The sequence below is a fragment of the Citrobacter amalonaticus genome (assembly GCF_018252635.1).
Classification (GTDB): domain Bacteria; phylum Pseudomonadota; class Gammaproteobacteria; order Enterobacterales; family Enterobacteriaceae; genus Citrobacter_A; species Citrobacter_A amalonaticus_E.
In genome coordinates this window covers 402,863-424,003 of the sequence record NZ_JAGTXM010000002.1, presented here as the reverse complement: position 1 = coordinate 424,003, position 21,141 = coordinate 402,863, and the positions used below count along the sequence as shown (strand labels likewise).

Sequence of the window (21,141 nt, the reverse complement as noted above, 5' to 3'; positions counted from 1 at the left end):
ACAAAAACATCAGGAGGAGGGTTGCTTCTCCGCCCACTGCAGAAAGCTATTGCGGGTTTGCGGGTCCGCCTGGCGAAACCAGTACTTCAGGCGTTGTTCTGTGAGCGTCTGAGATTGCGGCGGAATGGTATCCAGTTCTGAGACCCCTGAAAGCAGGGTGCTGTCGTCGGCCATCATCGTAGCAAACTGGGGTAAGGAGGCACGTTTTGCCGATTGATTGTAGCGTTCCGTTTCCGCTTCAAAATCAATGGTTTTAGTTTTTGACGTAATGGCGAGGATATCCAGTTGTACCGGGATAGGCATCGCGTGGCCATCGAGTAATTCCAGACGTGGCGCCGCATCAAAATGGCTGGCTTCACGGTCGCTTTCCAGGCGCGGGAGGTGAAAATTAACCTGCTCCACGCGCTGAGTGTCAAAGCTTACTACCAGCGGTGGGGAAATATAGAGCTGTTCTTCATGGCTGGGGAGGCGGATAGTCTTCTCAACCCGAAAAACAAGTTGATGGGGACCATTGTCGAGCTCAATGCTGTCCGCGCCGCGCAGGAGTGAACTGGAGACCTTTTTGCCGTCCAGCACCAACAGGTCAATGTCGGTTGAAAGACGAAGCGTGGTAGCGAAAACCGTGACCGGCAAGCAGAGGGCAATCATCAGGGTCACAGTACCGGTTTTCATGAGGTTCTCCTGTCCAAAGACCGCCGGATAAGAATGTATCAAAATTTTTCGATAATCATGTTTACTAACATATAGACATATTTTGGCGTTTTGCTCTCATACTTACGGGTGGGACGCGTGGTTGGGTTGTCAGGATTGTCGTACACTTTGCAAAACAGCCTGGAGAATGATGATGAAAGAGACCGATATTGCTGGCATTTTGACCTCGACCCATACCATCGCACTGGTTGGCGCAAGCGATAAACCCGATCGTCCAAGCTACCGCGTGATGAAGTATTTACTCGAACAGGGCTATCACGTGATTCCGGTTTCCCCGAAGGTTGCCGGTAAAACTTTGTTAGGACAGCAGGGCTACGCGACGCTGGCGGATGTGCCGGAAAAAGTGGATATGGTGGATGTGTTCCGTAATTCAGAAGCGGCATGGGGCGTCGCTCAGGAAGCGATTGCGATTGGCGCGAAAACGCTGTGGATGCAATTGGGCGTGATTAATGAGCAGGCGGCGGTGCTGGCGCGCGAAGCGGGATTATCGGTGGTGATGGATCGCTGCCCGGCGATTGAGATCCCACGACTGGGGTTAACGAAGTAAATAGACGGGCCCGAGAAGCAGTGCGCCATCGGGCCCAGGCAAGGATCAGTTACGCAGGCGCGGGGCCTGCAACTGTTTACGGATGGTCTGAGCAAGCTCATCCATCGAAGGCTGTTCAGGATGCTCGTCCTGCGTTTCGCTGCTTAGCTGCGCTTCGGCAAGATAGGTATGTACGGGACGGCCGTCATCATCTTCCATCACCACGTGATACCACGGAGCGGCGCGAAGCTCGTCGTTGACCGCCAGTTCATCAGGTGACGGCTCTGCAAGCGAATAGACCGGGTCGATATCCACGACCACTCCGAGATATCCTAACAGGGAATGGCGGACCTGCTGGCCGATACCGAATTTGCTGGCAATCATAGTCACCTCCCGGGAAATCATTACTCTCGATATGAGGGTAAAATTCCACTTTTCAAGTTACATGACGCGACAGGCAAACCCTTTGAGATACAGCCCTTCCGGGTAAGTCGCGATCACGGGATGATCGGCGGCCTGACGGAACTGCTCTATAAATTGTACATCACGGCCCGCATCAATTGCGGCATCGGCGATGATTTTCTGAAATAAATCTGTTGTCATCAGACCGGAACAGGAAAACGTCAGCAGCACGCCGCCCGGATTCAGCAACTGGATCGCCAGCATGTTGATATCCTTGTAACCGCGACAGGCCCCCATCAGTTGGCTTTTGTTTTCGACAAACTTCGGCGGATCCATCACGATCACATCAAACTTCTCGCCACGATCGCGATAGGTTCGTAACAATTTAAAGACATCGTCACGGACAAATTCCGCCTTGCTGAGATCGAGTTTGTTGAGTTCAACGTTCTGTTTCGCAATATCCAGCGCTTCCTGGGAGGTATCGACGCTGATCACCTGACGGCAACCGCCCATCAGCGCAGACACGGCAAAACCCCCAGTGTAAGAGAAGCAATTGAGCACCCGCTGGTTTTCGACATAACGACGCGTCGCCAGACGGCTGTCACGCTGATCGAGGTAATAACCGGTTTTATGACCGCCCTGGATATCAACCAGCAGTTTCATACCGTGCTCTTCAATCGGCAGCAGAGCAGGGGGGATCTCACCCGTAACCGGGCCTTGGGTCAGTTCCATCCCCTCTTTTTTGCGTACCGCGACATCGCTACGGTCATAAATCGCACATTCCGGGTAGAGCGTTTGTAGCGCGCTAATCAAAGCGGCACGCTGATATTCCGCGCCGGCACTGAGCAGTTGCAGCACGAGGAAATGACCGAAGCGGTCGATGGTCACCCCAGGTAAACCGTCGGATTCGCCGGCGATCAGACGATAGCTGTCCAGGCCATCTTTTTTTGCCAGCCAGTCGCGCCAGTGCTGCGCCTGTTGCAGGCGGCGGGTGAAGAAGGCGATATCGACAGACTCGGATTTGTTGAAAGTCCAGACGCGTGCGCGGATTTGCGATGCCGGGGAAAAAGCCCCGCGCGCTAACCATTTACCCTGATGGTCAACAATGTCGATAGTTTCACCGAGGTTGGCTTTACCTTCCATGCGGGCAACGGCACCGGAAAATACCCACGGATGGTGACGAAGTAATGATTTTTCGCGCCCTTTGGCCAGCACCAGGCGGGGATATTGAGGAAATGAAGATTCAGTCATACGAGCAACCTCACACAGACAGTGATGCGAGCCGGGTGTCTATTCCAGCCTGATACTGTTAAAACAAAATGGCGCGTAGAGTAGCACAGATGTGGTATGCAATCATCAGCACAGACAGCGAGCATTTCAGCACAAACTGCAAGCAGAGAGGCACAGTTTTCAGGGGATGCGCCGGGTACATTGTCATTTCTTACTCTGAATAAGGAAATACAATGAAAATGTCACCTTTTTTCACCGCCGTTGTGCTGGCGACGCTTAGTTTTGACACGATTGCAGTTTCGCCGGTGTTTAGCCTTGGCAGTACAGATATCCCCGAGAATCACGTTTTAACGCAAAAGCAGATCTTTAATGGATTTGGCTGTGAAGGTGAAAATATCTCTCCGCAGTTGCACTGGCAACATCCCCCACAGGGAACAAAAAGCTACGCGATCACCTTGTTTGATCCCGATGCGCCTACGGGAAGCGGCTGGTGGCACTGGACGGTCGTGAATATTCCTGCAAGTATTCATACTTTTCCATCGGGTGTGAAGGTGGAGACCATATCGACGGGGATGGTTCAGGGGCGTAATGATTTTGGTTATGCTGGGTTTGGTGGCGCCTGTCCCCCTGTCGGAGATAAGCCACACCGTTATCAGTTCACCCTCTGGGCACTCAACACGGATGCTTTACCTGTTGACCACAATACGAGTGGCGCGCTGGTAGGATTTATGCTTAACAGTCATGTCATTGCCAAAGCGGAATTGACTGCCACGTACGGAAGATAAACAGAGGAGAACACGGTGCAGGACGTTTATTTTCAACATAATGTTCTCACGACAGCGGAGGTGCGCTCCAGTCAGCGTCATCGCTTGCATCGTGTTAAGCTTTTCTCAGCTGCAATCTGTCATATCACGCAGGGCAGTAAAGTCATTATGCAAGAGGGTAATCGCCTTGTCGCAACACCTGGCGAGTTAATCATCATTCCGGCAAACACATCGCTGGAAATTATTAACCAACCCGGGCAGGGCGGTTTTCGTTCCGATCTCCTGTTGCTCTCACCAGACATGATTTCTGGATTTAAGAGCACCTATGTTAAGGATTTTCCGCCCGCCACGCTGACCTCGTTATGTACGTCAATGAATCCCGGTCTGGCGTTTATGTGGGCGAATTTACTGGCTGCTGTGCGTCAGGGATTGCCGACGGAGTTGCAGAAGCATCAGGCTATGGGGTTATTACTGGCGCTATTGCATGAAGGGGCTGTCGGTCCACTTCTTCTTGAACGAGGTTATACGCTGACGGAACAGGTGCGCCAACTCATTATGTTGGCACCTGCTAAGCTTTGGACAGCACAGGATATTGCGAGTCGTTTAGCCATGGGAAACTCGACGTTGCGCAGACGACTCCAGCAAGAATCACAGAGTTACCGACAGATCGTGGAAGAGGTCCGTATGTCTTATGCCTTATCTCAATTGCAGTCAACGACGTTACCGATAGGGGAGATCGCGCTGCGCTGCGGCTATCGTTCAGGATCGCGGTTTACGGCGAGGTTTAGCCAGCATTACGGATGCTTGCCGAAACAGGTTCGTTAATGATATCCACATAACGGCATGAGATTACGCTCATCGTTATATAAGAAGGAGAACAGCCATGGCGAGAGTCTGCATTATTGCGTGGGTCCACGGCCGGGTTCAGGGCGTGGGATTTCGCTATACCACACAGCATGAAGCACGGCGACTGGGTATTAACGGCTATGCAAAGAATCTGGACGATGGCAGCGTAGAAGTGGTCGCCTGTGGCGAAGCTGAACAAGTGGAAACGTTACTGAAGTGGCTGAGAGAGGGCGGCCCGCGTTCTGCCCGGGTAGACAGAGTTCTGAGTGAGCCGCACCGTCCTCGCGAGGCGTTTACCGGTTTTACTATTCGTTATTAAATGCACTTCACCGGCTTCGGCAGGCCAGCAATTTTGGTGGCCTGTTTCGCCGGTCCTTTCGGGAACAGACGATACAGATAACGGCTATTGCCTTTCTCCTCGCCGAACTTATTTGCCATCGCCTTGACCAGCATACGAATGGCAGGCGAAGTATTAAACTCCAGATAAAAGTCGCGCACAAAGCGCACGACCTCCCAGTGTTCCGCAGAGAGGGTAATGCCCTCGTTTTCAGCAATGGCTACCGCCATCGGTTCGCTCCACTGCGCGCTATCTTTCAGATAGCCGTCGACGTCGGTAGCGATTTCTTTACCTTCAAAGATCAACATAATTCTTCACTGCGTTAGACAACCTGGCGGCAGTTTACCAAAAAACAAAGCCCCGCATAAGCGGGGCCGGGTGTCATGCTTTGTTGCCGTTAATCGCGGCTGGCGAAGCCCAAAATACTGAGCAGGCTGACAAAGATGTTATACAGCGAAACGTAGAGGCTGACCGTTGCGCGGATATAGTTGGTCTCACCGCCACGGATGATGTTGCTGGTTTCAAACAAGATTGCGCCTGAAGAAATCAGGATAAACACCGCGCTGATCGCCAGGTGCAGCGCCGGCAGTTGCAAAAAGATGTTAGCAACCATACCAATCAGTACCACCACAATACCCGCCATCAGCATGCCGCCGAGGAAGGACATGTCTTTGCGGGTGGTCAGCACGTAGGCGGAGCAGCAGAAGAACACCAGCGCAGTACCGCCCAGCGCCATCCCTATCACGTCACCCATCCCAGCGGACAGGTAAGCGTTCAGAATCGGCCCAAGGATGTAACCGAGGAAGCCGGTGAAGGCAAACGCAGAAATGATACCGCTTGGCTTGTTCGCCGTTTTATAGGTCAGGAACATCAGCCCGTACATCCCTACCAGCGTCAGAATCAGACCCGGAGAGGGCAGCATCAGCACGGTGCTGGCGGTAGCGGTGATCGCTGAAAACGCCAGCGTCAGGCTCAGCAGGAAGTAGGTATTACGCAGCACCTTGTGCGTGCTGAGTAGCGATGTACGGTCATGTGATGAACTTACAATACGATCCATGAGTCACTCTCTTATGACAGATGTAATTAAGGATGGAGGATAATGAAAACACAGGCGGCGACACAGCGCTTTTACCCATCTTTACTCATTTGATCTACATCAGCTTTCATCGCGGATGACAGTGCCTGGCAGATCTGGCGTGAGTAATGTGCTGAATATATGGTCAATTTGTTGTTATTTCAGGCTATTAATAGCATTTTGACTGTTTTTCAGGCAAACGAACACATTCGGGCTTTACACGGCGCATCGGGATGTTTATAGTGCGCCTCATTCCGGAAGTGTGGCCGAGCGGTTGAAGGCACCGGTCTTGAAAACCGGCGACCCGAAAGGGTTCCAGAGTTCGAATCTCTGCGCTTCCGCCAGATATAAAGCCCAAGTCATTCATTGACTTGGGCTTTTTTTTCTGCTTATTCTGTTGTGCCAATTGGAGTGCCATTTATGGTTGGCTTGTGCTGGTAGCGGGAGAAGCAGTGACTGCATGGCATCACGCTTCTCTTCCACCCGGGCGTTACATAAGACCTGTGGCTGGTAGAGGCAGCCCAGGAATGAAATGGTTCCGGGCTTCAGGCAGCGTCGCCGGCAGAGCCAACGGCGTTCCCTGAACCTGTCGTACTGTGACCAGTTTAAAGATAGCATGCCGGACGGCATGCCACACACGGCAAGACAGGTGCAGACTGAGTCTTTACTGGCGGATATCGTGTGAGATTTTTGTCGCAAATCGTTATCAATATTAACGAATAATGCCGGTAAGAAGCGAAATAATTAATCACTATAATTCATCATTTCTGGATTAATGTTGTTGAGAGTGTGTTTATAGGTTCCTGTAGCCACGCCACCCGCTATATTTCCTGCCTTGTCGTGCGTCTGTGCCTGGCTTTCACGGAACAGGCAACATATCTGAAAATTCTTATTTTACAGATCAGTGAGCACGATAACAAAAAATGCTATTTGCAAAAATAATTTTCTGGCTATCTATAAGTATAAAATTCCTAATGCCGTTATCAAATATCCTGGTTGCTCTGATTGCATATGACGTAAGTTGCGGATGAATAAACCATGGCTGAAAGTCAGTATGAGAATTTACTTGCATCATTAATTGCGGTGAATGACTTATCGCGTTTCGGAGCCGGTCCTGGTGTATTGATTCGTTTTATGCGCCATGCAATACTGCCCTTGAAATAGTTAAGTAGCGTTAATGTATAGAGAGTCAGAAGCATTGCCTGCATCACGGTTTTGATAATATTTTACCGGGAAAGCTCAGGTGATATGAAATGTTTCTGTTGTGTTAATTATCTTTATCTGTGGCGTCCGACGTTCTGATATATAACCACAATTATTATAAAGTTATTTTGTGCAATAGGGATAATAAAATAACTTACTGAATTTCTGTTTATTTTCAGGCAGGGCATTGACAGGAGAGTAAATAAACCACCCACTTAATGTCACTATAAACCTACTTCAGGAAATATTTCTGAAGCGATTAATGGTATCCGCTGTTCAGCAAGGAGAATATTCTTATTTCTGTCAGCAGTCCCCCATTATAAAGCATTACGCAGATTAAGATGGCACCAGATATATAACGAGCGCACAACATGATTAAAACAATTAATTCCTTTTTTAGCAAATCACCAGGCGTGCTGCGGACAATGGCAACACAAAAAATGAATCCGGAACAGGATGGCGGAGATGCAAAACATCTTCTCTGCACAGACACTACCCCCTTCATGTGTGGTGGTACAGGTATGGTCCAGGGACCGGGTACCTGTGTAGCCAGTACCGGAACAGTGTAGAGGTGTCCACCATGAACAAAACTTATCGCGTAATCTGGAACAGCACGCTGCGCGTTTTCCAGGTCTGCTCTGAACTGGTGAGCGGGAAGTATCGGACATCATCCGTATGTCTTGTCACTTCCGCTCTTACCTCCCCGCAGGATGCTCATATCTCATACTCTGCCCCCTCACGACTCCGCCTGCTTTCTCTGCTGGTACTGATGGCGCTGCCAGGTATTGCCTCTGCTGACCTGACGGTGGACAGCAGTCTGGGTAACAGTCCCCTGTCCGTCACACAAGATAATCCCGTCGCAGATGCAGGAAACATTATCGTGGGCAGTACCAATGGTGGTACGGGTGAGCTCAGCATCAGCAACGGCGGCACCGTAACCGGTGATTACAGTACGATTGGGTCAGTAGCCGGTAGCACAGGTACCGTCACAGTAGATGGGGCCGGTGCGGTAATGAATACCGCGGAAATGGTAGTGGGTAACGCCGGCGAGGGTACGCTTGACATTACCAATGGAGGGGAAGTCAATTCATCCTCTACCGTTACCATTGGCGTGGGCGCGACGGGGGGCGGCACCGTGACTGTCAAAGGCCCCAATTCTGTACTGAACGCTACCGGTTCCCCATCAGCGAGTTGGGGTTCGCTATATGTGGGCTCAGATTATTTGCACTTAAATGGTACCGGTACGCTTACCATTGCTGATGGGGGAGTAGTGAACAGTGCCCGTTTTGGGATGATCGGCTACTCATCGAACAGCAATGGCGTGGTTAATGTCAGCAGCAACGGACAGTTGAATCTGGTTAATGCCAGTGGAGTCGCTCAGGGATTGACCATAGGTAATAGCGGTACCGGTACGCTCAATATCAACACTACAGGCAATGTGACTGCCGGTTCTGTCGGCATTGGTAGTCAAGCTACGGGCGTGGGCACGGCGAACATCAATGGTATTGACGCGTTGCTGAATACCGCAGCGATAACTATAGGCGCGTCCGGTCAAGGTACCCTCACCATCACTGATAGTGGGGTTGTGAACAGTACCGGGGCAGGCACCCTGGGTAACGTAGCAGGCGGCACAGGTGACGTTGATGTCAGTACGGGCGGTCAATGGAACCTGGTAAATGACAGCGGTGTTAGTCAGAGCCTGGTCGTGGGTGGTAGCGGAGAAGGTACGCTCAATATCCATGCAGGCAGCAGCGTGACAGCCGGGACAACCCATATCGGCTTTTACCTGCCGTCGTTTGGCCCGGGCGGTACCGGTACCGTGACTGTTGACGGCACGGGTGCGGTACTGAATACCAACGCCATGACAGTCGGTTCTGTCGGTCAGGGTACGCTTGCTATCACCGATAATGGTGTTGTGAACAGCAGTGGTACAGGGACTGTCGCAGCAAACGCAGGAAGCACAGGAACGGTTGATGTAAGCAGCAGTTCCCATTGGAATTTAGTCAGTACTGCGACCGGAACTGCGCAGAATCTGACGGTTGGGCACCAGGGTAACGGTACACTCAATATTAACACCACAGGGACGGTCACTGCCGGAAACACGTTCATTGGCAATGGTGCAACGGGTGTGGGAACCGTAAACGTGGATGGGGCAGATGCCTTAATGAAAACCTCCGGGTTGACCATGGGACAGTCTGGCACAGGTACGCTCAACATCACTGACAGCGGTGTCGTAAACAGCGCAGGTGCAGGTGCTGTGGGGGCTGGGGCGAACAGCACTGGTGAAGTTAATGTCAGCAACGGTGGGTTATGGGATCTGATTAATGCCAGCGGTATCCGGCAAACCCTGACCGTGGGGAATAACGGTACGGGTATCCTCAATATCAACACTGGCGGAGCAGTCACTGCAGGCGTTACCACAGTTGGTGGTGCCGTGGCTGGTTCAGGTACCGTAAACGTCAGTGGTGTTGATGCTGCGCTGAACACCACTGCGCTGACCGTGGGCAGCTATGGTCTGGGTCTGCTCACTATCGCAAACAATGGTGTTGTGAACAGTACTGGCGCTGGCCTCGTGGGGAGCATCGCAAACAGTACGGGGACGGCCAATGTCAGCAGTGGTGGACAGTGGAATCTCATCAATAACGGAGTGGCGCAAAACCTGACCGTGGGGAACAACGGTACTGGCACGCTTAATGTCAGCACGGATGGCATGGTTAGCGCAGGAGCCACAGCCATTGGTGGCACGACTACGGGAGTAGGTGCCGTGAAGGTAGAGGGAACCAATGCCGTTCTGAATACCACAACCCTGACAGTCGCTAATCTCGGTCAGGGTACATTGACGATTGCTGATAGTGGAATAGTGAACAGCACCGGCGCAGGCATTGTGGGTACTGCAGCGAACAGTACGGGTACCGTCATCGTTGACGGAACGGGCTCACAGTGGAATCTGACCGGCACACTGACCACCGGTGGTTCAGGTACCGGCACGATGACGTTGACGGATAATGCGCGGGTAACCAGCCAGGGTGGCACCATCGGTAACGCCGGTGCAGGTACCGGCACGGTGGATGTCAGTACCGGGGCGGAATGGAACAATGGTAACGGCACGCTCACGGTGGGCAACAGTACCACGGGCACCCTGAATATTCATGACACGGGTGTGGTGAATGCTGATGACACTCTGATTGGTGCTCAGGCTACTGGCGAGGGTGCAGTGAACGTGGATGGTCAGGGGGCTGTACTGAATACCGGAGACCTGACCGTGGGCCAGGCCGGTACAGGTACAATGACGGTGACTGACGGCGGCGTGGTGAAAACCGCAGGCGTCACCCTGGGCAATACCGCTGGCAGTAGCGGAACAATAGACGTTAGCTCGGGGGCATCATGGGATAACGGCATGCAAATATTGACTGTGGGGAATAACTCTGCAGGTACGGTCAATATCCATGATGGCGGAACAATTACCACCGGTGCGGCACTTCTTGGCAAGTCTGCTACAGGTGATGGCACATTGAACGTCGATGGTGCCGGGTCCATTCTGAATCTTGTGAATGGCAACACGTATATTGGTCAGAGCGGCAAAGGTGCGCTCAACATAACCAATGGTGGCGTGGTTGAACAGAATACGCCCTACGGCATATTTATCGCTGACGGAAGTACAGTATCCGTAGACGGTGCAGGCTCCACCTTGTCCTATAACGCAGGTGCCCTGTGGGTAACCGGCGACCTTTCAGTCACAAATGGGGGCCTGGTAAATAATATCCCCGCAGGAATCGGCATTAGTATCACTGGAACAGCCGAAGTTGATGGTGCGGATTCCAGATTGACAGGGTCCAATTTTACCGTCAACTCCGGTGGGACGCTGGACATCACCCAGGGCGGAAGCACTACCATCACGGCTTATGGTGTCAACCGGATCAACGGCACGGTAAATGTTGATGGAGCTGGCTCCACACTCGACGTTTCGCCTGCCCTGCTTTATGTCGGAGGTTCCTCGCCAGGCAATACCGGCGTCGTCCGGGTCACAAATGGGGGAGCCGTAACGGCTGTCCAGACTATCCTTGGCACTTATGCGGATGATACCGCTGATATTCTGGTCGATGGTGAAGGGTCCACCTGGACAAGTATCAGTGGATTGAACGTTGGGAGTTCAGGCGCTGCTACCGTAACGCTGACCCATAATGCAGTAATGAATGGCCTCACTGGTACCTCCATTGGTACCGTGGCGGGCGGTAATGGCACAGTCAATGCCAGCAGCGGTGGAGAGTTGAATCTGGTCAATGCCAGTGGAGTGGCACAAAACCTGACCGTGGGTAACAGCGGTACGGGCACGCTCAATATCAATACTACCGGGACGGTCACTGCCGGAGGCACGACGATTGGTAATGCCGCTACGGGAGTCGGTACCGTGAATGTCAATGGCCAGGACTCCGTGTTGAACACAACAGGATTGACGGTGGGGTATGGCGGGCTGGGTACGCTAAACATTTCTGACAGTGGCACAGTGAACAGTACCGGTGTTGGTGTGGTGGGTAGTATTGCAAACAGTACGGGTACGGTTGATGTCAATAGTGGCGGAACGTGGAGTCTTGTCAATAACGGCGTCGCCCAGAATCTGACCGTGGCGCAGTCCGGTACAGGTACGCTCAATATCCATGCGAACAGTTCGGTCACTGCCGGAAACACACAGCTTGCCAGTGCAGCCGGAAGCATCGCCACCGTTACGGTAGACGGAGCCAATGCAGTGCTCAATGCGGGACAGGTGAAGATTGGCGGACTGGGCGATGCCGCGATGACACTCTCCAATGGTGGTACGCTGGCGGTGACCAACGACGTGCCTGTTTCCATTGCCGCCATCGGAGGTGGTACAGGCACACTCAACATCGGTGCCGCACACGGTGAGTCGGCAACCGGCGCAGGGTTTATCACCGGCGCCGACAGTGTGAACATGGGCGCAGGGACGGGCACTCTCGTCTTCAACCATACCGAAACCGACCCGACCACCGCCGGCGGCTATCAGTTCACTCAACTGATAACCGGCAACGGCACGGTGATGCAGGATGCGGGGCATACGGTTCTGAGCACCGAGAACACTTATAGCGGCACCACACAAATTAACGGCGGTACCCTCACCACCACGTCACAGTCCACCACAGGCAACACCGGTCTGGGCACCAGCGCTGTGAACATTGCCGCGCCGGGAACGCTTGAAGTGGCAGGCGCCACCACGGATGGTTCAGGTAATTTCACCTTCAGCAACCTGCTCACCGGCAGCGGCCTGCTGAGTGTGGACCTGGCGTCAGGCGCAGACACCTTTACCTTTGCCTCGTCTGCCGGCACTGCCTTCGCCGGTGTCGCTGACCTGAAAAACAGCACGTTTGCCCTGTCCGGCGATAACGCCGCGGCACTGACAAATGCCATGCTGATGACCAGTACCGGTAACACCACCACGGTGAGCGATGGTGTTCAGCATACCGACGGTCTGGCCTTTAATGGCGGCACTCTGGCGCTGGATATTTCTCTGCCGGGTGCGGCACTGTCTGGCGGCTCTCTCCAGACGGGAACGCTGGTTGCCGGAGCAGGCACCTTCACCCGTAACGGTCGTGATATTCAGGCGAACGGAATCGGCAATGTTCAGGTAACACTCACTGACCCATGGAATGACCCGGGTCTGACGGCAGACCCGGATACCAACCTCAACCTGCTACAGCAGGATGACACAAGGCCGGGTATTCAACTGGTACAGGCAGACACGGTCATCGGCTCCGGCGGCTCCCTGACGCTCACCGACCAGAACGGAATTGCCATTGGTACCGACGAGAATATTGCCATCGCGCAGAACGGAACGGTGGTGGCAGACGGCCAGTACGGTATCCGCATGACCACAGCACCCGGTGACGGTCTGTACATCAACTATGGCCTGAAGGAAGTGGATATCCGTGCAGGACAGACGCTGACGCTGGCAGAGTTCGCGGGTGCCACCGGCGCAGATGCGGACATGTCGGCGAAAATCTCCGGGACGGGTAACCTTGCCATTAATACGGCCGGACGTGTTTCTCTGTCCAATGGTCTTAACGACTACAGCGGAACCACGCAGGTACAGGCAGGAACATTACGGACAGATGCCGATGGTGCGCTGGGTGATACTGATGAGCTGAGTATCAGCAGCGGTGCCACGGCAGACCTTAACAACACAGTACAAACGTCGGGTCTGCTGACTGGCCAGGCAGGCTCGACCCTCAACCTCAATGGCGGCACACTGACGCTGGCAAACGGCGGCCTCAGCAATGGTAGCCTGACCGGCAGCGGTAACCTGAACATCGGCGGCGGCATGCTGACGATTGACGGCGCCAACAGTGGCCTGAGTGCCACTACCGCCATCAGCAATGGTGCGCAAGTGGTCATTAATGATGTGCTGGGTGCAGGTACCGGTGGTATTGCCGATAACGGTACGCTGACGCTGGATGGCGTGACGGGGACGCTTGTGAACCGTCTCAGCGGGCAAGGTATCGTATCGCTGAATAACGAAACGGATGTAACGGCTACAGCGGATAACCGCCTGTTTACCGGGACCTGGGACGTGACGGATGGAACCCGGCTGCATGCTTCCGGGGCTGATAACACGGCAACGGCAACGGTCAATACCCATAATACCGGTATCCTGTCGCTGGATGCGTATGAAGGTAACCTGAACAGCCGTGTTACAGGGGCTGGTACGGTGGTCCTGACGGGCAACGCAGAGGTGACTTTCACGGACACAGGCAGTCCATTTTCTGGTAAATACGATGTTCAGAGCGGCAGTTCGTTGCACGTGAGAGACACTACACTGCCTGCGTCGGCTTCCCTGAACGATAACGGGCTGGTTGACCTGGCCACGGCAGGGGCTTTCACCCTGCAGAATGTCCTGACCGGTGCTGGTGTGCTGAAGGTGGATACGGCAGGCGAAGCATTTAACTTTTCGTCAGCAGCGGGCAATGCCTTTAGCGGAACCGTGGATCTGAATAACGCAACCCTGGGCCTCAGTGGCGTGAATACTTCTGCCCTGACCAATGCCATCCTTAAAGCGAATACTGGAAGCCGCATCACGGTGGCGGACGGGGATCAGACCATTGGCGGCCTCGCTTATGCCGGTGGTGAGACGGTGTTTAACGCGATGGCGCCAGATGGGAAAATGGCTGACAGCCATGTGACCGCCGGTGCGCTGGATGCAACCGGTAACGGCACGGTGCAGATTATCATCCCTGAGGCCTATATTCCTGACCATGAGACCGACACCCAATCATCCCTGATGACGCAGGATGAGGCGAACGTGACGCTTGAGTTGGTCAGTGCCTCTCAGGTTAGCGGCAGCGGTGGAAACCTGGTGCTACATGACCAGAATGGCAATACCATCAGTGACGCCACAGAGGTGGATATCGCCCAGGGCGGTGCCACGGTGGCTAAAGGCACCTGGGATTTCCGCATGACCACCACCGGGACTACCGGTAGCCAGGATGGTCTGTATGTCAACTACGGTCTGAAAGAGCTGGATATCCAGCAGGATCAGACCCTGACGCTCGACGGGACGCCGGGTGCCACCGATGCGGCCGCAGACCAGTCCGCCCGCATTACGGGTAGCGGTAACCTCGCCATCAGTACGACAGGCAGTGATGTGCTGTCACTCTCCAACAGCGGCAACGACTACACCGGCGACACCAGCGTGGTAAGCGGTACCTTGCGTACTGATGTGGACGGTGCGCTGGGCGCCACCGCGACGCTGGCGATTAATAGCGGTGCGAAAGCAGACCTTAACGGCACCATCCAGTCAGCCGGACGCCTGAATACCATGCAGAACGGGACGCTGGCACTGAATGACGGGACGCTGAATCTGTCACAGGGGGGCCGCGTACAGGGAGAAATAACCGGGGGTGGCCAGCTTAATGTGAACGGCGGTGTCCTGACAGTGGAAAGTGTAAACAGTAGTATGACGGCCGGTGTGGCGGTGGCCGACGGCGCCACTGTGATGTTGGCTTCGCCTGATACGGTACTGGGTGGCGCGGGGGCTGGTGATGTGACGGTGGCGTCCGGCGGTATGCTGGCCGGACAGGGTCTGGTGGGCGGAAATGTTGTGAACAGCGGGACGGTGTCTCTTGTCGGGAATGAAGCAGGTAATCGGTTGACGGTTAATGGCAATTACACTGGTAAGGCCGGTTTGTTGGTTCTCAATACGGTACTGAACGGTGACAACTCCCCGACGGATAAACTGACGGTGCATGGTGACACCAGCGGCAACACGCGTGTTGACGTGAATAACGTCGGCGGTAGCGGTGCGAAGACGGTGAACGGCATTGAACTGGTTCAGGTGGATGGAAACTCAGCCGGTCACTTTGCGTTAGTGAACGGTAGTGTAGAAGCCGGGGCGTATGTCTATACGCTGGCAAAAGGTACTGATGCGGCGGCGAAGAACTGGTATCTGACCAGTAAATGGAATGGTGCGGTACCTGTACAGGATCCGCCGGTTGTCGACCCTACCGCCCCGGACGCGCTGCGCCCGGAAGCAGGCAGCTACATCAGCAACATCGCGGCGGCCAACACGCTGTTTAACCATCGTCTGCACGACCGTCTCGGCGAGCCGCAGTACACCAACGCGCTGAAAGACGAGGGGCTGGCTTCCAGTATGTGGCTGCGTCACGTCGGCGGACACGAACGTTCCTCTGCCGGTGATGGCCAACTGAAAACGCAGAGCAACCGCTATGTGCTGCAACTGGGTGGCGACATCGCACAGTGGAGTACCGACGGCACCGACCGCTGGCATCTGGGCGTGATGGGCGGCTATGCCAACGAACACAGCAACACCCGCAGCGACCGCGCAGGTTATGGTTCAGACGGACGGGTCAGCGGCTACAGCGCCGGTTTGTACGGCACCTGGTACCAGAACGAAGCGGACAAAACCGGGGCGTATGTCGACAGCTGGATGCTGTACAACTGGTTTGACAGCAGGGTGGAGTCCGACAACCGTGAAAGCGACAGCGACAAATCGAAAGGGCTGACGGCTTCTCTGGAAGCCGGTTATACCCTGAAAGCCGGGGAGTTTTACGGCAGCCAGGGAACACTGAACACCTGGTATGTCCAGCCGCAGGCGCAGGTCACCTGGATGGGCGTGAAGGGGGATACACACACCCGCAACGACGGCACCCGCATTGAAACTCAGGGCGACGGCAATATTCAGACCCGCCTCGGGGTGAGAACGTACCTGAACAGTCACCACAAAATGGATGACGGTAAACAGCGTAAGTTCCAGCCGTTCGTGGAGGTGAACTGGATCCATAACACTGAACGCTTTGGTGTGAAGATGGATGGCACCAAAGTCAGCCGTGACGGCTCGCGCAACCTGGGCGAAATCCGCACCGGGGTGGAAGGCAAGCTGAACGACCGCCTGAGTGTTTGGGGTCATGTCGGTGTGCAGATGGGTGATAACGGCTACAGCGATACCCAGGGCATGCTCGGGGTGAAATATAACTGGTAAGCAACAGCACAGGAAAAGCATTAATGAAACGTTTATTAGCTGGAGTCGTACTTTATTGTATGGTGGCAGGGTCTCAGGTTCAGGCCGTTTTGCCTGATGGTGCTGATGCGATGGTGCTTCAGGAGCGCTATGGCAACTGGATGGCTGTCTGTCAGGAAAGTAAGGCAAAAGCCGGTATGGAATGCTCTGCAGTGCAGGTGCAGGCAACTTCGGGTGTCAGGGTGTTATCTGCGGAACTGAGTGGAACACCTGATACTTCCTTAACCGGAAAACTGGTCCTGCCATTTGGTATGGCGCTTATGGATGGCATCAGTCTGTCTGCAGATGATAAGGAACAGCAGACACTGAAGTTCAGTACCTGTGTACCGGAAGGGTGTGTCATCCCGGTTCAGTGGAATAAAGAACAGCTTCAGACACTGATGGCCGCCAGTAAATGGACGCTGACCGGTAAAAATGCAGGAGGTGCCGACAAGAAAACTGAACTACAGTTGCCGGTTGATGGACTGGATAAAGCGTTGCGACGGATTCAGTTCCTGGAGGGGAAAAAGACGGATACGCCACCATCTTAATAAAAGCCCTGCCGCCGGGCGAGCGCTGGTCTCCAAAGCCGAGCGAAGAGGGTTCGACATCTTCCGGAGCTGCCACATACCAATGTGAAAATTCTGCTGGTCACGCAGCGGTCCGGGAAGTGTCTTTAGCAAAGTGGTGAATACGTGAGCAGATGTGTTCGTAAAAAGTGCTGTAGTATGTTAATAGTGGTTACTTAGATATTCAGCATAGTTATAGAACTCAATCAACGAAACAATACGGAATTTTCTTCAGGAGACAATGGGTTATGGAAAACAATGAAAGTGTCTACGACTTCTATGAGAGTCACTTCGACGAGGCAAACCGCTTCGCAGTAAATACGCTGGAATTTATCCGCTCTCAGGAGATTATTCAGCGATTTTTAACGCCTTCCCCCATGCTTATTGCTGATATCGCCGGCGCAAATGGTTTTTATTCATTCTGGCTGGCAGAGAAGGGGCATCATGTACATCTGTTGGACCTTTCCAGCAAACATATTGAGCAGGCCAGACAGCGCGGACAACAAAGTGCTTTCAAGTTGCAATCGTACACCTGCGGCGATGCGCGAAAACTACCATGGGATGGTAACACTTTTGACATGGTGATGCTGATGGGGGCGCTGTATCACCTGCAGGAAAGCGTAGACAGGATGCAATGCATTGAGGAATGCCTTCGTGTTCTGAAACCCGGCGGCGTAGCTATTTTTACCTATATATCCAGGGCCGCTTCGCTGGTGGATGGATATAAATACCAGTTTATAAATGACCCGTTGTTTCAACGTATCGTGGAAACCGATCTGTTGACGGGAAATCATGAAAACCCTGAAAGCAACCCAAATTATTTCACTACGGCTTTTTTTCATACCCCGTCGTTAATTGTGCAGGAGCTTCAGCAAACAGGTTTTCAGGATATCAGACTGTTCGCTGTAGAGGGGTTTGCCAGCATCATTGATACGGATGAGATAATGCAGGTAGAGGACAAAAAGGCCCTTTTGCTGAAGTATCTGCGCTTGACTGAGGAATTACCTGAATTGCATGGTATTTCGTCGCATCTGCTGGCTGTCGCAAGAAAAGCCTAAGTCCGATAGTATCGCCAATATTTTCACATTCACTTTGAGGCTGCCATTCGGCGGCCTTTTTTATTTCAGGCGCCGGGAATCATCATCGGCATGCCTCATCAGGAGGTAGCGCGCTGTTCTGGTTCAGGCGGTTTTTTGATGGATATACACCCGAACAGGGGGCTGCGATTGGCATCACGGGTAGCTTGCTGTCTGGGCTCCTGACGAACCTGTATTTCAAATTAAAGATTAACATCAAAGCATGTTCAGCAGCAGAGTGTTACTGACTTACAAAACTATATCTTGCTATGTCGTGTTAATCATGCGTTAATGGGGCTCTGGTTTGTTGCGAATTTATCTGAAGCAGTCACTGTAATAATTTTATTATTTGTTCCTATTGAGATTTCCTTGTCGGCTTTTTCTCTCTGATAATTTTTTTACGGACCATTCTGCCTAAGGGCTTACTCAAAAAAAGGTAACGATTATGTCTAACAAAATGACTGGTTTAGTTAAATGGTTCAATCCTGAAAAAGGGTTTGGTTTTATCACTCCAAAAGATGGTAGTAAGGATGTGTTTGTACATTTTTCTGCTATCCAGAGTAACGATTTTAAAACGCTGAATGAGAATCAGGAAGTCGAGTTTGGTGTTGAACAGGGTCCTAAAGGTCCCTCGGCAGTTAATGTCGTCGCCCTTTAAGGAAACTGTTATTACTAATAATATTCACTTCAGATGCCCTTGTTGCCATGGGTCTCAGTACAGAATGTCATCTTTTGATGTCACTGATAGCAATCCTTTCGGCGCGAAATGTATTTTTTGCAAAACTACAATGATTACATTCGATAATATTGCAATGTATATCCGTTCTGGTCAGTCTCCATTAGATTTCAGAAAATAAAGTTCAGGCTCCTTATGGGGCCTTTTTTATTTCTGTTTGGTTATTATTGACAGAGTGAATGCGGGGAAATTATGAAAAAAGTGATAGTGTTTTTTAATTCAGAATCCGCGGTAGTAGTATCAGTAATGAAGAGTATTACTACAATAATGCGTGAGTATCCTAACGGGGAAAAAGCTCATCTTCAAGTCATGTCTGCAGGTTTTCCATCTATAACCGGAGATCATAAAATTGTTTATGTTGCTTCAGACCGGGATGTTACTTCAGAAGAAATTCTTGAAGCAGCATCAAAACTCTTTAAATGATTACTGCTCATATCTTTATGAGTACGGGTAAAGTTGTGAATGGTTGTTGAATTATTGAGCGAACTTAGTGTAAACAATATGCACTAACCTCTTGATTATTGAAACTTTGCAACTTATCGTTTATAGATACCAATGGTTGTTCAAGTTATCACATGAATCATGGGATCTGCCGGGCAGAGGTGCCAATACAGACCATAAGAGGTGCATAATGAAAATCGAAGAGTTAAAAAGAAAAACTGAAGCGGATATTTCTGATTTCATTACTAAAAAAATAACTGAGCTCAAAAAAAAGACAGGTAAAGAAGTCGCTGATATCCAGTTTACTGCTCGAGAAAAAATGACTGGACTGGAAAGCTATGACGTCAAAATTAATTTAATCTAGTCGTCATCGACGGCCAGTACCAATGAAAGCATCATCTTTCACAAGAGATGATGCTTTTTGGCTCGTATAACGATCGCACGCTTTTAACTTAACTATTCATCGGTTCATTCAACGTAAGCGCGTTATCATTTTCGACTCGCTGATGGAGTGAAATTCTTTGTTGGGGTAAATGCAATACGTTTCAATCCGTCCAGCGCTTTTTCAAGGTAAATACGTGGGCATCCCAGATTCAGGCGGATAAACCCCTTGCCAGCCGGGCCGAAACTGCTCCCCATTGACGGTGCAATTCCTGCAACGTCCGCCATTACCCATTTGAGTTGCTCATCGTCCAGTCCCAGCGCCTTGCAATCGACCCATAACAGATACGTTGCCTGGGAAGGGACAACCCGTGCCCAGGGCAGATAGTTATTGACCTGGGTAATAAACCACCGGCGATTCTCGGCCAGATAATCCAGTAGCTCATCCAGCCACAGCGCACCGTGTTGCCATGCTGCCATACTCGCCTCAATGGAGAGCGCATTGAATACATCCAGTCCATGCGCATCCAGACGGCGTAAAAAGTGTTCACGCAATGCTGTCGCGGGGATCAGAAAGTTTGCAATACGTAATGTCGATAAACCAAACGTTTTACTGGCGGAAGTGGCAGAGATAACGCGTGAATGCCAGCGCTCTCCGAGATGCAAAACGGAAGTAAATTGTTCTCCTGGAAGTAACAATTCAGCCCATATTTCGTCGGAGACCAACGTAACATTATATTCCTCGCACAAGATAAGGAGTTGTTCCAGTTCTTGTGCCGTCCAACAACGGCCGGTTGGATTATGCGGATTACATAAAATCATTAATGGCGGATGTTCAGTGCGGAACAGCATTTCCAGGTGAACAAAATCCATCTGATAACCGGTAACGGAATCCTCATTCAAGGGATTCTCCAGTAACCGTCTGCCGTTGAGGGATATGATTTTTGCAAAGGATCCATACCAGGGCCCCTGAACCACCACACCCTCTCCGGGTTGGCTCAGCATTTGTACCAACAGCGACAACCCCGGAACGACACCTTCAACACTGCATATCCACTCTTGCTCTATTGCCAGTCGATGCCGGGTCGAAAACCATGCTCGTAATGAATCGAAGTAAAGTTGCGGTCGCTCACTGTATCCAAAAATACCGTGTTTAACGCGGTGAACTAAAGCCTGTTGAACAACATCAGGGCAGGTAAAGTCAAAGTCAGACACCCACATTGGCAACAGTTCATTAGCACCTTCACCGAAATACCGCGTCATGAAGTCCCATTTCAGCGAACCCGTATTGTGGCGGTCAATAATCTTATTAAAATCCATT

General features: G+C 52.1%; 18 protein-coding genes and 1 tRNA gene. 13 read left to right on the top strand and 6 right to left on the bottom strand.

Annotated elements, in window-relative coordinates; all coding sequences use genetic code 11:
- Window positions 1-9 precede the first annotated feature (9 nt).
- Complete coding sequence (locus tag KE671_RS06555; RefSeq protein ID WP_206162247.1) at window positions 10-672, bottom strand: DUF2057 family protein; 663 nt, start codon at window positions 670-672, stop codon at window positions 10-12.
- 172 nt (window positions 673-844) lie between these two features.
- Between KE671_RS06555 and KE671_RS06550 the strand changes: the two genes are divergently transcribed.
- Window positions 845-1,258, top strand: coding sequence for a CoA-binding protein (locus KE671_RS06550; RefSeq protein ID WP_206162772.1), 414 nt, complete (start codon window positions 845-847; stop codon window positions 1,256-1,258).
- A gap of 45 nt (window positions 1,259-1,303) precedes the next feature.
- Here KE671_RS06550 and hspQ read toward each other — a convergent pair whose 3' ends face one another.
- The gene (gene hspQ / locus KE671_RS06545) at window positions 1,304-1,621 is read right to left on the bottom strand and encodes a heat shock protein HspQ (RefSeq protein ID WP_042319966.1); all 318 of its coding nucleotides are present in this window, start codon (window positions 1,619-1,621) and stop codon (window positions 1,304-1,306) included.
- Between the two features lie 57 nt (window positions 1,622-1,678).
- A complete protein-coding gene (rlmI, locus tag KE671_RS06540) occupies window positions 1,679-2,890 on the bottom strand; it encodes a 23S rRNA (cytosine(1962)-C(5))-methyltransferase RlmI (RefSeq protein WP_206162246.1) in 1,212 nt (403 codons plus the stop codon).
- 212 nt (window positions 2,891-3,102) lie between these two features.
- Between rlmI and KE671_RS06535 the strand changes: the two genes are divergently transcribed.
- The 3 genes from KE671_RS06535 to yccX are packed head-to-tail and all read left to right on the top strand — an operon-like array spanning window position 3,103 to window position 4,798.
- On the top strand, window positions 3,103-3,654 hold the full coding sequence (locus KE671_RS06535; protein WP_206162245.1) for a YbhB/YbcL family Raf kinase inhibitor-like protein: 552 nt from the start codon (window positions 3,103-3,105) through the stop codon (window positions 3,652-3,654).
- Window positions 3,655-3,669: 15 nt separating this feature from the next.
- The gene (locus tag KE671_RS06530; protein ID WP_206162244.1) at window positions 3,670-4,458 is read left to right on the top strand and encodes a helix-turn-helix transcriptional regulator; all 789 of its coding nucleotides are present in this window, start codon (window positions 3,670-3,672) and stop codon (window positions 4,456-4,458) included.
- Between the two features lie 58 nt (window positions 4,459-4,516).
- Window positions 4,517-4,798, top strand: a complete 282-nt coding sequence (yccX, locus tag KE671_RS06525; RefSeq protein ID WP_206162243.1) for an acylphosphatase — start codon at window positions 4,517-4,519, stop codon at window positions 4,796-4,798.
- Here yccX and tusE read toward each other — a convergent pair.
- Window positions 4,795-5,124, bottom strand: coding sequence for a sulfurtransferase TusE (gene tusE / locus KE671_RS06520; protein WP_206162242.1), 330 nt, complete (start codon window positions 5,122-5,124; stop codon window positions 4,795-4,797). The genes yccX and tusE overlap by 4 nt on opposite strands.
- Window positions 5,125-5,213: 89 nt before the next feature.
- A complete protein-coding gene (gene yccA / locus KE671_RS06515) occupies window positions 5,214-5,873 on the bottom strand; it encodes an FtsH protease modulator YccA (RefSeq protein ID WP_012905355.1) in 660 nt (219 codons plus the stop codon).
- A 274-nt stretch (window positions 5,874-6,147) separates the two neighbouring features.
- Here yccA and KE671_RS06510 point away from each other — a divergent pair.
- The 9 genes from KE671_RS06510 to KE671_RS06475 all read left to right on the top strand — a co-directional run bounded on the left by KE671_RS06510 (window position 6,148) and on the right by KE671_RS06475 (window position 19,803).
- Window positions 6,148-6,235, top strand: a tRNA-Ser gene (locus KE671_RS06510).
- Between the two features lie 1,439 nt (window positions 6,236-7,674).
- Window positions 7,675-16,599 carry an autotransporter outer membrane beta-barrel domain-containing protein gene (locus KE671_RS06505; protein ID WP_206162241.1) on the top strand — a complete coding sequence of 2,975 codons (8,925 nt, stop codon included), beginning with the start codon at window positions 7,675-7,677 and terminating at the stop codon, window positions 16,597-16,599.
- A 23-nt stretch (window positions 16,600-16,622) separates the two neighbouring features.
- On the top strand, window positions 16,623-17,168 hold the full coding sequence (locus KE671_RS06500; RefSeq protein ID WP_206162240.1) for an invasion associated locus B family protein: 546 nt from the start codon (window positions 16,623-16,625) through the stop codon (window positions 17,166-17,168).
- Between the two features lie 266 nt (window positions 17,169-17,434).
- Window positions 17,435-18,244, top strand: coding sequence for a class I SAM-dependent methyltransferase (locus KE671_RS06495; RefSeq protein ID WP_206162239.1), 810 nt, complete (start codon window positions 17,435-17,437; stop codon window positions 18,242-18,244).
- 62 nt (window positions 18,245-18,306) lie between these two features.
- Complete coding sequence (locus KE671_RS06490) at window positions 18,307-18,510, top strand: phage holin (protein WP_206162771.1); 204 nt, start codon at window positions 18,307-18,309, stop codon at window positions 18,508-18,510.
- 197 nt (window positions 18,511-18,707) lie between these two features.
- Window positions 18,708-18,920, top strand: coding sequence for a transcription antiterminator/RNA stability regulator CspE (gene cspE / locus KE671_RS06485; protein WP_042319517.1), 213 nt, complete (start codon window positions 18,708-18,710; stop codon window positions 18,918-18,920).
- Window positions 18,904-19,119, top strand: a complete 216-nt coding sequence (locus KE671_RS22790) for a cold-shock protein (protein WP_241029777.1) — start codon at window positions 18,904-18,906, stop codon at window positions 19,117-19,119. The genes cspE and KE671_RS22790 overlap by 17 nt, the downstream gene beginning before the upstream one ends.
- A gap of 71 nt (window positions 19,120-19,190) precedes the next feature.
- Entirely contained in the window at window positions 19,191-19,421 is a 231-nt protein-coding gene (locus tag KE671_RS06480) for a hypothetical protein (RefSeq protein ID WP_142765003.1), read from the top strand.
- A gap of 208 nt (window positions 19,422-19,629) precedes the next feature.
- Window positions 19,630-19,803 carry a GnsA/GnsB family addiction module toxin gene (locus KE671_RS06475; protein WP_206162238.1) on the top strand — a complete coding sequence of 58 codons (174 nt, stop codon included), beginning with the start codon at window positions 19,630-19,632 and terminating at the stop codon, window positions 19,801-19,803.
- A gap of 125 nt (window positions 19,804-19,928) precedes the next feature.
- On the opposite strand, the gene KE671_RS06470 is transcribed toward KE671_RS06475, so the two are convergent.
- Window positions 19,929-21,140 carry a MalY/PatB family protein gene (locus KE671_RS06470; protein ID WP_206162237.1) on the bottom strand — a complete coding sequence of 404 codons (1,212 nt, stop codon included), beginning with the start codon at window positions 21,138-21,140 and terminating at the stop codon, window positions 19,929-19,931.
- Between the last annotated feature and the right edge of the window lies 1 nt (window position 21,141).